We start from the raw sequence: 13,426 nt of genomic DNA, 5'->3' as shown, positions 1-13,426 counted from the left end.
TATCACAAACGCGCCACGGCTGGCATGGCTTGAGGCATTAACGCCGCCAGCCATGGTCATCCCAAAACGGGCGGCGTGCTTCCCGCTGAACAGCGTCACGGCTGATGCCAATGTCTTTTAGCATGTCATCGCTAAGTTGGCTCAGGGCATGGCGTTCGCGACGCAATTGACGCCAGCGATAAACCCTTTCCCGCCAGGTGACGCTTGTTTGCTGCCCCTCGATTACTGGGCACTGTGGGTTTTGCGAGTAGTGTAACGAGCGCTCCATTTCAACCTCCCTTCGCCGTCAGCAACGGCGTGGTGAATAAGTGTTGAAGGAAGTATTGAACAGCGCCTAAAATCAATCCAACGAATACTCCTTATTACCAACATCAAAAATATTGATACCTATGGCCACGCTACCCACCATCGATCATGAGCTGCTGCGCACCTTTGTTGCCATCGTTGACCAGGGTGGGTTCACCCGCGCCGCGCAAACAGTCAACCGCACTCAGTCGGCCGTCAGCATGCAAATCAAGCGGCTGGAAGAGGATGTTATCCAGCGCCCGCTGTTCGTGCGTCAGAATCGCCAACTGCTGTTAACCAGCGAAGGGCATACACTGTTGGGCTATGCGCGCAAAATTCTTTCGCTGCAGGGCGAGGCGCTGACGCTGCTGCGCCAACCCGACATGGTAGGCCGCGTACGCCTGGGCGTGCCGGATGACTATGTGATGCGATTCCTGCCCGGCATTCTAAAAACCTTTTCCCAGGCGTGGCCACTGGTGGATGTGGATGTTCACTGTGCGCCCTCGTCAGTGCTCTCCCAGCAGCCGCAAGGGAGCCTGGATCTGATCATCATGACCCGGGAGATAGGCGATGAGGTTGGCACTATATTAAGGCGGGAAGACACCGTATGGGTCACTGCCGAGAGCCATAGCATCCATTTACAGACGCCTGTACCGCTTGCCTTATTTGAAGCACCCTGCTTCTGTCGCCGCCATGCCTGTAATGCCTTAGACCGAGCAGGCCGCGCCTATCGAGTGGCTTATAGCAGCCCTAGTCTGGCAACGCTACAGGCGGTGGTCGGGGCGGGGCTGGCCGTTTCTGCCTGGATGCGCAGCCTAGTCACCGCCGATATGCAGATTCTGGATGAAAAGGAGGGGTTTCCCGCTTTGCCCGAGGCCTCAATCATCTTGCTGCGCACCTCTTCTACCCAGTCACCCATCATTGACAGCCTGGCCGAACATATTGTTGAAGGGTTCAGGCTTTGATTGGCGCAGGCATTTCTCCGGTTATTGGCTGGTAAAGGCAGGATTGGTCCAGCTGTGAAAGGCTGGTCAGCCCCAGCAGTGCCATGTTGCGCTCGATTTCACGCTGCAAGAGATCGGCGACATGCTCTACACCCTCCTGCCCCGCGCAGGCGGCGGCGTAATTGAAAGGTCGCCCGACAAAAACAAAGTCGGCGCCCAGCGCCAAGGCCTTAATGACATCGGTGCCGCGGCGAAAGCCACTATCGATCATGATGGGGATATCGCTGACACGGCGCTTGACCTCGGGCAGCACCTGGAGCGGTGAGATAGTGCAATCCAACTGCCGGGCACCGTGATTGGAAAGAATAATGCCATCGACCCCTGCCTGACGGGCACGTACTGCGTCTTCCGGGTTGAGTACTCCTTTGACGATCAATGTGTCGGGCCATAAACGTCGCACCAGATCGAGATACCCCCAGTCAAAATGGCGACGGCCTGAAAAGTCCCGTGCGGCTTGGCGGGAGATCACGGGTGCTCCCCGCTCGGCATGGTTGTTTTCGAAGTGCGGCATGCCGTGCTTCCAGAGCGTGCGCAGGAAGGTGTTGCATAGCCAACCAGGACGCATCAAACCATCAAAGGCTAGACGTAGGCTGGGCTCCAAAGGAGAGGAAAACCCGGAGCGGCGAAAATTATCGGGATTGGGAGGCACTGGATAATCAAGCGTTACCACCAGTTTTTTAAAGCCAGCACGCTGGATACGCGCAAGTAAGGCTTCGATACCTTCAGGCGTGCCCGGTAGGTACGCCTGGAACCAGTCAGCGCCCTCAATCTTTGCCACCTCTTCCATGGGTACCAGAGACGAGCCACTCATGATCATCGGCAGATGACGCTTCGCCGCTGCGCGCGCCAACACCAAGTCGCCCTGATAAGTCGACAGCGCGCTAATGCCCATGGGGGCAATACCGAAAGGAACGGCGTAGCGTTTGCCAAATAGTTCTGTGGACAGGTCAATCTGCGAGACGTTAACAAATGCTTTGGGCAAAAAGCAGTACTGATCAAAGGCGGTGAGATTGGCTCGCTGGGTTCGCCCATCTTCCGCGACATGATCGATATAGCCAAAAACAGGTCTGGGCAACGTCCGACGCGCTAGTCGCTCAACATCATGTAGATTATGGATACTTGAGAGCTTTTTCTGAGTACCCATTCGTTGAAACCATCCTTTCACGCAGCACTCCTAGTCATTGTTTTTAAATCGCCCCAGCCATGACGCTCGCTTATTCAAGCAGGCACAAACCTTAACGCAACACCATTATTGCACCAGCGTAGGCCGGTAGGGTCAGGGCCATCTTCAAAGACATGGCCTTGATGGCCACCACAGCGGGCACAGTGATATTCGGTGCGGGGCCAAACCAGTTTGAAATCAAGCTCGGTGAGCATATGCCCTTCTACGTGCTCGAAAAAGCTTGGCCAGCCCGTGCCAGAATCATATTTCATTTCACTGGTAAACAGTAATAGATCGCAGCCAGCACAACGATACCCTCCCTCTCCCCACTCTTTGTCTAAAGGGCTTGAGAAGGCTGGTTCTGTGCCATGGTCGCGGAGAACGTTATAGGCTTCATCTGAAAGCCGTTCGCGCCACTCTTCTTTGCTCAGCTCCAGCTTTTCCAAGCCCGGAGCGGCTTCCAGGTCAAGGCGTGGAAAGCCAAACGAGATACCCGGCAATGCTCCCACAACCCCGGTAAGTCCGGTTAGACCTAAAAACTGACGTCTCTTCATGAGTGCATCTCCCGTGACGTTTGGTGAGGTAAGTAGCCAACAAAAATGGGACAGTGCCAACGCACTGTCCCATTTTGATCTTCTTTGAGTGCAATCGTTGCTAATGTCGATCGACTCTTAGTACTTAGTCGCCTCTGAGTTCGACTACTTACACCGGCGCACTGCTTTATTTAGACCGGTAAACGGTCAACTAGCCGTTAGGTTAGCTGAGGGCCTGCCTTGATGATCGCTTCATTGACGCCTTCGAATTTCTTGAAGTTATCAACGAATTTGGTCGCCAGTTCTTTAAGGTGACGGTCGTAGGCGTCACGATCTTGCCATGTTTCACGCGGGTCGAGCAGGCTCGAATCAACGCCGGGCACCGCAACCGGCACTTGTAGATTGAGGCCGTCGATATGCTTGGTGTCGACATCGCGCAGTACACCCGACTGAATCGCACTAATGATGGCGCGCGTGGTCGGGATAGAGAAGCGCGAACCACCTTCGCCGTAAGCACCGCCGGTCCAGCCAGTGTTGACCAGATACACCTGGGCATCTTGCTTATCGACACGCTTGATCAGCAGATCAGCGTACTCACGTGCTGGGCGCGGGAAGAACGGTGCACCAAAGCAAGTGGAGAACGTGGCAGCCAACCCTTCAGTAGAGCCCATTTCTGTAGAGCCCACTTTGGCGGTGTAGCCTGACAGGAAGTGATAGGCCGCTGCTTCTTTGGAGAGAATCGACACGGGGGGCAGTACGCCAGACATATCGCAAGTCAGGAATACGATGGCATTCGGCTCGCCTGCCAGGTTTTCCGGTACGCGCTTCTCGACGTGCTCTAGCGGATAAGCGGCGCGAGAGTTCTGGGTCAGGCTATCGTCGGCGTAATCAGGCTCGCGACGGTCATCCAGCACGACGTTTTCCAGCACGGTACCAAACTTGATAGCATTCCAGATAACCGGCTCATTCTTCTCCGAAAGGTCGATGCACTTAGCGTAGCAGCCCCCTTCCATATTGAAGACGATACCATCGCCCCAAGCGTGCTCGTCGTCGCCGATCAAGAAGCGTGCCTGATCCGCGGAAAGCGTGGTTTTACCGGTGCCCGAAAGTCCGAAGAAGAGGCAGGTTTCGCCATCTTCACCGACGTTCGCGGAGCAGTGCATAGGCAGCACGTCAGCGGCCGGCAGCAGGAAGTTCTGCACTGAGAACATGGCTTTCTTCATTTCACCGGCATAACGCATTCCTGCGATAAGCACTTTTTTCTCGGCGAAGTTGATGATCACACAGCCATCAGAGTTAGTGCCGTCGCGAGAAGGATCACACTCAAAGCCTGCGGCATTAAGAATGGTCCACTCGTCTTTAGCAGCTGGGTTATAGGCCAGAGGACGTACAAACATGGTACGACCAAACAGGTTCTGCCAAGCAGTTTCGGTAGTGACGCGAACGGGCAGGTAGTGAGCTGAGTCACTGCCCACGTGCAACTCAGACACGAAATTTTCTTGGTTGACCAGGTGATCATTGACCCGATCCCACAAGGCGTTGAACTTGTCGGCATCGAAGGGGCGGTTCACGCTCCCCCAATCAATTTGACTGCGCGTAGAAGGCTCATCAACGATAAAGCGATCTTTCGGCGAGCGGCCGGTACGCAGGCCGGTATTAACTACCAGAGCACCGTTAGCCGAGAGGCGGCCTTCGCCACGTGCCACGGCGCGCTCGATAAGTTCGGCGCTGCTGAGATTGACGTGGGCTTGGGGAGCTTGAGTCGTGGTCATGTCGATTCCTGGGCCTTGAGGCCGTTATATCTCGTTACCGGGCGCTAGAAGCCGTTTACAAAAGCACTGCTCGCCTGCTTTGTAACCACCTTCTGACCGACGCCTTAAAGTTCATCCCAGCCTGTGTTCATTCGGCTGGGTACGCTGAAGTCCGGCGCATTATGGCAAAAAGAAAGCCCCCAGGAAACGGGGGCGAAGATCAAATATCTTGTAGTTAAACTACTACAAAGACACTATATTTTGTGTTGCAGCGCAGTAAAAATTAAAACAGTCGTTTGCAAGAGCCATCAAATTCATTGAATCCACTGGCGCTCCCCGGATTGCCTTACCCCCTACTGCTGAACGCTCTCGACTACACGTTTAGTGAATCGTTGGCGATGGTGCTTCAGGGTCGTCCAACAAAGTTTCAATATCCGCTGCCGTGTAGTGATATTTCGTGTGGCAAAAGTGGCATTGAGTGTCGATTGCGCCCTGTTCGTGGAGAATATCGCGCAGCTCTTCCTTGCCTAGCGAGTGCAATGCATAACTCATTCGCTCGCGGGAGCAGGTGCAGCCAAAGCGCAGTGCTTTTGGTTCAAAAACGCGCACCGTTTCTTCGTGGTATAGACGGTGAAGCACCTCACGCTGTTCAAGGCCGAGTAGCTCTTCTGTTTTGATCGTGTCGGCTAGCTGCACGCTGCGGTCCCAGGCATCGACATCCTGGTTTTGTGACTCTTCCGGCAGGCGTTGCAGCAGTAGCCCGCCTGCACGCTTCTCATCCGCTGCTAACCATAGGCGAGTGGGCAACTGCTCAGATTGGCTAAAGTATGCTTCCAGACAGCCACCCAGCGTCTCTTGATCCAGCGCTACAATCCCTTGATAGCGATGCCCTTCGCGGGGGTCAAGGGTAATCACGATTTGACCTTCGCCGACCAGCTCACGGAAGGTGGCATGCTCACTAGGGAGCGCGGCATCTTCCGCTATGCGCGCAATGGCACGCAGTTCGCCACCGGGATTGGATTCGGCCATTAGCAGCGAAAGCACGCCTCCTCCACGCACCTCGATGCTCAGCGTGCCATCCAGTTTTACGGTATCGGTGAGCAGCGCCACAGCGGCTAACAGTTCACCCAGCAACTCGTTGACTGCGGGGGGATAGGCGTGGCGATCCAACACTTCGTGATAGGCCGCCGCCAGGGTGACGATCTCGCCGCGTACATTGGTGTGATCGAACATAAAGCGTTGAATTTGATCGGACATAATTTGGCAACCTAAGGTTTAACTGGATTATTAAAGGGCTCTATTTTAAAAGCTGGGGGCTAATCACCCTGGTGGCGCTGGAAGCGTTGTATATCACGGCGCTGCTTTTTATCAGGGCGTTTGAGCGGATGCTGCATCGCCTCGTTAGTGAGGCGCCTTGCTTCAGCCTCTTTGGCCCGACGTTGAATGCTTGCTTCAGTTTCCGCATAGAGCGTGCGCGCTTCTGGTGCGCCACGCCGCTGATCAGAAAGCGAGACCACTTCTACTTCCAATACTTCCCAGCCCTGGGGGACGCGAATAAGCGCACCGATTTCCACCTGTTTGCTGGTTTTCGCGCGGCCGCCGTCGTAACTTACTTTGCCGCCTTCGATCGCTTTTTTGGCAAGCGCGCGGGTCTTAAAAAAGCGCGCGGCCCAGAGCCATTTATCCAAGCGTACACTTTCGCTCATTCACGCTCTCCTTGCGTGTCTGGCAACTGATTCGGCAGTTGTTCGGGTAGCAGATGGGCAAAGCGATCAAGCGCGATGAATTCCTGGAGTTCTTTTTCAGGGCGCTGGCTGTCAGGTTGCTTAATCCCTAGCAAATGCTTAATACCAAACTCACGCGCGCTCTCAAGCACACGAGGATTATCGTCAATAAATAGCGTGCGCGCGGGATCGAAGGCTTCTATCTCTTGTAGCGCAAACCAGAACGCCTGCTCCTCTTTGGCCGCGCCAACATCTTCTGACGAAACAATGGCGTCTAAGTAGCTTTCCAAACCGGTGAGCGGCAGCTTCAGTGCAAGGCTTGCACGATCCGCGTTGGTAGCAAGTACCACCCTGGGATGTGCTTGTTTAAGCCATTTGAGAAAATCCAGTGCGTCACTGCGCAGGCCTATCAGGTGCTGAACTTCCTGTTTCAGGGCAACAATGTCCACCCCCAGCTCGCGGCTCCAGTACGCCAGGCTGTACCAATTCAAGGTGCCCTGCTCGCCGATGATGCGCGCAATCAGTGCCTCTTGAGAGGCTTCATCAAGTTGGTGCAGTTCACGGTAGCGTCGTGGTAAGTGCTCCAGCCAGAAATGGCTGTCGAAATGTAAATCCAGCAGCGTACCGTCCATATCAAGTAGGACAGTGTCTATCTCGCGCCAATCAATCATTGCCGCTCCAGTCGCATAAGGAGTAAGCGTGCTATTGTAGCTTAACCGCCTTTTTCCAGCCATGGAGGCACACGTTTATGTCTACTTATCCGCCTGCGCACCCACCCGTGAACCGCACCGAAGATGGTCGCGACATTCGCTCAGGTTACCAGCGCAAGCCACAAATCCTGGCCCGCACGCGCGTTGCCCAAAGCCGTTTATTTCAGATCGAGTCACTTGATTTGCGCTTTTCTAACGGTGAAGAGCGTCAGTTTGAACGCTTAACCGGCGCCGACCGGGGCGCGGTGATGATGGTGGCAATGCCCGACCCAGACCATGTGCTGCTGATTCGGGAATACGCGGCAGGCTTTGAAGATTATGTCCTCACGCTGCCAAAAGGCTTGGTCGACCCAGGTGAAGATATCATCTCGGCGGCTAACCGTGAGTTGATGGAAGAGTGCGGGGTGGGGGCGCGTCGTATTGAACCGCTGGTTGAGCTTTCGCTGGCGCCTAACTATATGCGCCATCGGATGCAGGTGCTTCTCGCCACCGACCTTTACCCCAAGCGCCTGCCAGGGGATGAGCCAGAACCACTCATCGTTGAAACCCACGCCATCGAAGACCTTGCCGCGCTTCTGCTGCGCGAGGATTTTCACGAAGCCCGCGCCATCGCCGCGCTTTATATCGCCCGAGACAGGATGCGCGAAGAGAAGCGTAATAACGCGACAGATTTGCTTTAAAAGGTTAGTGAATAGTGAGAGGACTCACTATTCACCACTCACATCAATGATTTTTCATTGAGATCCAGCGCCGTTGGCGGTGGCTGTCCAGCCCTGCTTCCAGTAAGGCCATTGAGCGCAGGGCATCGTCGACGCTGACCGGCAGCGGTGCTTTATCGCGGATAGCGGCAACGATGCCTTGGTAATAAGCAAAGTAATTCCCTGGCAGGGTCGGAAGCTCTCGGCGCGTTAGTGACGCGTTTTCACCCTCACCTTCGCGTAACGTTAGGGTGCCGTGCTGACGGTCTTCTCCCCACTGCTGGGTCGGCACCTCACCTGCTTTCAAGCGATCCTCTTGGGGATCCAGTCCGTACTTCACAAAGCTGCCTTGGGTGCCATGAATCCTGAAGCGTGGCGTTGGGTCGGCTACCAGCGTGCTCGCTGCCAACGTAACGCGAAAGCTTTCATAGTCGAGTAACGCCAGGAAGTCATCATCGGCCTTGGCGCCATCACGCCGTGCGCCCAGTTCGAGCAGAATAGCCTGGGGCATGCCAAACAGTTCACAGGCCTGATCCAATAGATGCGGCCCTAGATCAAACCAGATACCACCACCGGGCGTGGCCTTTTCGCGCCAACGATCACGTACTTCCGGACGAAAGCGATCAAAATGGGATTCAAAGTTTACCAGTCGCCCTAACGTCCCTTCTTTTAACAACGCTTTGACGGTCAAAAAATCGCTATCCCAGCGACGGTTGTGAAACACCGACAAAAGGCGCTCTTTGTCATCCGCCAGCTTTCTGAGCAGCTTTCCTTCTGACAGGGTGACCGTAAACGGTTTATCGACCACCACATGCTTACCCGCCGTCAGCGCCGCTTTAGCAATAGAGAAGTGCGTATCGTTAGGCGTCGGGATAACTATCAGGTCGATATCACTACGCTTGCAGAGCGCTAACGCCTGCGCTTCAACCTCTACATTGGGAAGTGACGCCTGAACCTTGGCAGCATCGCTTGAAGAGACAGCCACCAAATCCAGCCCCTCCGTGGCCTGGATAAGCGGTGCGTGGAAGGTTTGGCTAGCGAAACCGTAGCCGGCTAATCCTACGTTTATAATCGCCTTCATTTGATTCCTTACTCGGGCTGATTGTGTGTTTCAACTGCGTGTTTCAATGATGCGTATCAGTCAAGTTTGCTGAGATCTCGAACGGCCCCTTTATCGGCAGACGTCGCCAGCAGCGCATAGGCTTTCAACGCCGGCGTGACCTTACGGGGACGTTGTTCGGCAGGTTTCCAGGCCGTCGCGCCTTTGGCTACCATTGCCTCGCGGCGAGCTGCCAGCTCAGCATCCGTCAGTTTGACGTTGATCGCCCGGTTGGGGATATCGATGCAGATCAGGTCGCCCTGCTCGATCAAACCAATCGCGCCTCCCGCCGCGGCCTCTGGCGAAACATGGCCAATGGAAAGTCCGGAGGTGCCGCCTGAGAAACGTCCGTCGGTAAGTAGCGCACAGGCCTTACCCAACCCTTTGGACTTGAGGTAAGAGGTTGGGTAGAGCATTTCCTGCATGCCGGGGCCACCCTTTGGGCCTTCGTAGCGAATCACTACCACATCGCCCGCTTTAACGTTATCGGCGAGCACATCGGCGACCGCTTGATCCTGAGACTCGACCACATGGGCAGGGCCTTCAAAGACCAGAATCGACTCATCGACGCCCGCCGTTTTCACCACGCAGCCATCCTGCGCGATATTACCGTAGAGTACGGCTAAGCCGCCCTGCTGGGAGAACGCGTGCTCAAGGTCGCGAATACAACCCGTGGCGCGGTCGCCATCCAGACTCGGCCAACGAGCGCTTTGGGAAAATGCCGTTTGGGTAGGTACACCGCCTGGACCCGCTTTGAAAAACTCAACCACCTCGACGCTTGGCGAGCGCATGATATCCCACTCATCCAACGCCTCTTTCAGGCTATCGCCATACACGGTAGGTACCGAGGTATCCAACACACCGGCACGATCCAACTCACCCAGAATCGCCATGATTCCGCCCGCACGGTGAACGTCTTCGATGTGGTATTTCTGGGTATTGGGCGCGACTTTACATAGCTGGGGGACTTCCCTAGAGAGCCGGTCAATATCCGACATCGTAAAGTCCACCTCGGCCTCCTGAGCCGCCGCAAGGAAGTGCAAAATGGTGTTAGTAGAGCCACCCATCGCGATATCCAGCGTCATGGCGTTCTTAAACGCCGCCTTGGAAGCAATCGCACGGGGCAATAGATGGGCTTCTTCGCCTTCATAGTAGCGCTTGGCCAGTTCAACAATGCGGTGACCGGCAGTTTCAAATAGGCGTCGGCGATCCGAGTGGGTGGCCAGCACGGTGCCGTTACCGGGCAAAGCCAAGCCCAGCGCCTCGGTCAGGCAGTTCATCGAATTGGCGGTAAACATACCGGAGCAGCTACCACAGGTGGGGCAAGCGCTACGCTCGACGTCAGCAAGGGTTTCATCGTCTACGCTGTCGTCGGCGGCCATTACCATCGCATCAACGAGATCCAACCCGTGGTTAAGCAGCTTGGTTTTACCCGCTTCCATCGGGCCACCGGAAACGAAGATAACCGGGATATTGAGGCGCAGAGCCGCCATCAGCATCCCAGGAGTAATTTTGTCGCAGTTGGAAATACATACCAACGCATCGGCACAGTGAGCGTTACACATATACTCGACGCTGTCGGCGATCAGGTCACGGCTAGGCAATGAATAGAGCATGCCGTCATGCCCCATGGCGATGCCATCGTCCACTGCAATGGTATTGAACTCTTTCGCAACGCCACCGGCTTTTTCAATTTCCCGCGCGACCAATTGCCCCATGTCTTTTAAATGCACATGGCCTGGCACGAACTGGGTGAAGGAGTTGGCGACCGCAATAATCGGCTTTTGAAAGTCACCATCCTGCATTCCAGTAGCGCGCCACAGCGCGCGGGCACCGGCCATATTACGGCCAGCGGTGGTGGTACGTGAACGATACTCTGGCATGGCGTCCTCTACTCTCTCTTAATATCTATCTTTTAATAACTGTTTTTTTGATAACACGTTTTTAATAGCTAGTTTTAATAACCAGTTTTAATAACTATCTCAAAAGCTTTCTCGGATACAAGCTTAAAGTCAGGGTTCTATTTTTATTCGCCCACAGCATGAAAGGCCACAGGCTAGGGTCTCTGAAAAATCAGTACCTTTCGATTGTGGCATGAGCAATGCGCCGAGACTAGATGTAGAGATTGGATAGGCAGAACAGACGTAGAGTTTAAATATAAAGGCAAAAGCGCCTTCCATGGCGCTGATTCATTAAAAGGTTTCCCACGCCTCTTCGGCGGGCTGAGCAGAGGCGGTGCCTTGACGTAAATGCCCGTTGGGCGAAGCTAACGCTTGCGGCGCAGTGACTGCTAATGAAGGTGTAGACTGAAAGTCTGCTTGCTTAAGCATGCTTTCGCGGGCAGCCTCGCTGCTCTCTTCTGCCGCGCCCTCTAAGCGGAAGGCGGAGATCACGTTAGCCAGACTCAGCGCTTCTCGGGTAAGGTCTTGAGCGGCGCTGGAAATGGATTGCACCTTAGAGGCGTTCTGCTGAGTGACGTGATCCATTTCTGAAACAGCGGTGTTGATTTGAGCGATACCGCTACTCTGCTCATCAGACGCCGTGCTGATCTCCTCCATAATATCGCTGACCCTCATCACCTGAGTGACGACTTGATCAATGGCGGCTTCCGCCTCTTTAACCGCCTGGGCGCCGCCACTGATCTCCTGGGAGGAGGTGTCGATCAAGCGGCGGATTTCACCCGCAGCATCGGCGCTGCGACCGGCCAAGTTGCGTACCTCATTAGCCACCACGGCAAAACCACGCCCCTGCTCCCCGGCACGGGCAGCTTCCACCGAGGCATTCAACGCCAAAATATTGGTCTGGAAGGCGATGCCATCGATCACGCTGATGATATCGGTCATTTTATTGGCACCAGCGGCAATGCGTTCCATACGTTCAACAAGCGCCTGCATGCGCTCGCCGGTTTCGCGGCTGGTGGTCGCGTTTTGCATGGCCAACTGATTGGCCTGGCGGGCATTTTCAGTGTTTTGCTGCACGGTCGCTGTCATTTGATCCATGCTGGAGGCCGTTTGCTGCAGCGAGGAGGCTTGCTGTTCGGTGCGTGAGGCTAACTCTTCATTCTGTTGTTTGATGTGTTCAGCCGCTGGCGTTACTACATCCACCTTATTGCCTACCTCGGTGATCAGGCCTGACAGGCTTGCACGCATGGTTTCCAGCGAACTTAGCAACTCGCCCAGCTCATCGTTGCGCTTTAAGGTCACTCGATTGGCTAAATTCCCAGCCGCAATTTGGAACGTTACTCGACGCGCTTCATTGAGTGATTTAATCAGCGATTTGAGTACTGCCATGCTTAGTCCGATCATCAGTACAATACCGAGCAGTAGTACACCTAACTGGCCATAGAGGAGAACCTGTTGTTGTTGCTCAGCATTTTCCATCATCGCTTGAGCCGCAGCCCTTTCCTGATCAACCAATACGTTAATAGTGGCGCTAATACTTTCAGAGGTAGGCTGCACGGTGTCATTAAAGGCTTCAAAGGCGGCAAACCCATTGCCATCACGGATAGCGGTCAGGGTGAGATCAGACCCATCAATAAAGGTGGTGAGGTGTGCGGTCAGTCCTTCCTGCACACTGCCCGTTTCGCGCTGCTCAATGTAGCCCTGCCATGATTGTTCGATCTCCGCGCTCATGGTGGTTAGCTGTGCTTCTAACGCGTCTAGATCCGCACGACGAGGATTACGGACAGCAGGCTCTAATGCCTGAATCGCCTGGCTAACCCGCTGGTCAATTTGCTGAAGGCCGGTAATCCCTTCAAGGCCCGTTTGATTAAGCGTGCGCAGTCGCTCTGCAGAACTGGTTAAACCATAAACACCCGCAGCTCCTGCGATCACCAACAAAATAATTGAGGCCAGCACCATTCCCATTAACTTGGCCTGCATACTGCTGAAACTAAACCGCTTGACCCATCCGCGCACGCCCGTAGGGCGTATTGCACCATTATGAAGCTTAAAGCCACGCGTTTTACCCGCTTGCATGGCAGCGTAAACGCGCTCTGCCTGGGCGATGGCCTTCGCTGCGGCTTTACGCCGGATAGAGGTATAGCCCACTACGCGCTCACCATCGAGAAGGGGCGCAATAGTGGTATGCATCCAGTAAGCCTCGCCATTTTGGCGACGGTTCTTGATCAAGCCCTGCCAAGCTCTACCTGCCTCAATGGTGTCCCATAAGTTCTTAAAAACAGCATTGGGCATATTGGGGTGGCGGAACAGGCTATGGGGTTCACCCATGATCTCGTTCAGCGTAAAGCCGCTCACCTCCACAAACGTTTGGTTGGCGTAAGTGATTCTACCCTGCAGATCCGAGCGTGAGATCAGCACTTCGTCATCGGCTAACTCGTATAAGCCGGATACTGTTTGACTAGATACCGCCTGCGTCGATGTTGCCTGTTTAGCAATGCGCATTTAGAACCCCTACTTTTTATTGACGGCTTGCGCCATCATTAGAATTAGTTAGAGGCA

12 protein-coding genes are annotated in these 13,426 nt (G+C 54.7%); 2 read left to right on the top strand and 10 right to left on the bottom strand.

The features are described from left to right. Positions 1–37: 37 nt before the first annotated feature. Positions 38–268, bottom strand: coding sequence for a DUF1127 domain-containing protein (locus AC5TBW_RS05780; RefSeq protein WP_495511144.1), 231 nt, complete (start codon positions 266–268; stop codon positions 38–40). A 121-nt stretch (positions 269–389) separates the two neighbouring features. On the opposite strand from AC5TBW_RS05780, the gene AC5TBW_RS05775 reads away from it, so the two are divergent. Then, on the top strand, positions 390–1,250 hold the full coding sequence (locus tag AC5TBW_RS05775) for a LysR substrate-binding domain-containing protein (protein WP_495511143.1): 861 nt from the start codon (positions 390–392) through the stop codon (positions 1,248–1,250). On the opposite strand, the gene AC5TBW_RS05770 is transcribed toward AC5TBW_RS05775, so the two are convergent. From AC5TBW_RS05770 to yrfG, 6 genes are all read right to left on the bottom strand, one after another. Next, the gene (locus tag AC5TBW_RS05770) at positions 1,240–2,454 is read right to left on the bottom strand and encodes an alpha-hydroxy acid oxidase (protein WP_495511142.1); all 1,215 of its coding nucleotides are present in this window, start codon (positions 2,452–2,454) and stop codon (positions 1,240–1,242) included. The genes AC5TBW_RS05775 and AC5TBW_RS05770 overlap by 11 nt on opposite strands. A gap of 53 nt (positions 2,455–2,507) precedes the next feature. Beyond that, entirely contained in the window at positions 2,508–3,005 is a 498-nt protein-coding gene (gene msrB, locus AC5TBW_RS05765) for a peptide-methionine (R)-S-oxide reductase MsrB (protein WP_495511141.1), read from the bottom strand. 197 nt (positions 3,006–3,202) lie between these two features. Beyond that, positions 3,203–4,756, bottom strand: a complete 1,554-nt coding sequence (locus tag AC5TBW_RS05760) for a phosphoenolpyruvate carboxykinase (protein WP_495511140.1) — start codon at positions 4,754–4,756, stop codon at positions 3,203–3,205. Between the two features lie 360 nt (positions 4,757–5,116). After that, positions 5,117–5,992, bottom strand: a complete 876-nt coding sequence (gene hslO, locus AC5TBW_RS05755) for an Hsp33 family molecular chaperone HslO (RefSeq protein WP_495511139.1) — start codon at positions 5,990–5,992, stop codon at positions 5,117–5,119. A 59-nt stretch (positions 5,993–6,051) separates the two neighbouring features. Continuing rightward, on the bottom strand, positions 6,052–6,441 hold the full coding sequence (locus AC5TBW_RS05750; protein WP_495511138.1) for an RNA-binding S4 domain-containing protein: 390 nt from the start codon (positions 6,439–6,441) through the stop codon (positions 6,052–6,054). Beyond that, positions 6,438–7,130 (bottom strand): GMP/IMP nucleotidase, encoded by a 693-nt coding sequence (yrfG, locus tag AC5TBW_RS05745; protein ID WP_495511137.1) that lies wholly within the window; start codon positions 7,128–7,130, stop codon positions 6,438–6,440. The genes AC5TBW_RS05750 and yrfG overlap by 4 nt, the downstream gene beginning before the upstream one ends. A 77-nt stretch (positions 7,131–7,207) precedes the next feature. On the opposite strand from yrfG, the gene nudE reads away from it, so the two are divergent. Beyond that, positions 7,208–7,849, top strand: a complete 642-nt coding sequence (nudE, locus tag AC5TBW_RS05740) for an ADP compounds hydrolase NudE (protein WP_495511136.1) — start codon at positions 7,208–7,210, stop codon at positions 7,847–7,849. A 43-nt stretch (positions 7,850–7,892) separates the two neighbouring features. Here nudE and AC5TBW_RS05735 read toward each other — a convergent pair whose 3' ends face one another. From AC5TBW_RS05735 to AC5TBW_RS05725, 3 genes are all read right to left on the bottom strand, one after another. Next, entirely contained in the window at positions 7,893–8,948 is a 1,056-nt protein-coding gene (locus AC5TBW_RS05735; RefSeq protein WP_495511135.1) for an oxidoreductase, read from the bottom strand. 56 nt (positions 8,949–9,004) lie between these two features. Beyond that, positions 9,005–10,849, bottom strand: coding sequence for a dihydroxy-acid dehydratase (ilvD, locus tag AC5TBW_RS05730; RefSeq protein WP_495511134.1), 1,845 nt, complete (start codon positions 10,847–10,849; stop codon positions 9,005–9,007). 309 nt (positions 10,850–11,158) lie between these two features. After that, positions 11,159–13,369 (bottom strand): methyl-accepting chemotaxis protein, encoded by a 2,211-nt coding sequence (locus AC5TBW_RS05725; RefSeq protein WP_495511133.1) that lies wholly within the window; start codon positions 13,367–13,369, stop codon positions 11,159–11,161. Positions 13,370–13,426: the final 57 nt, after the last annotated feature.

This window comes from Vreelandella sp. ssv (assembly GCF_059448525.1).
Note: the sequence above shows the minus strand (reverse complement) of the source record. Positions and strands in the feature narration are given on the sequence as shown.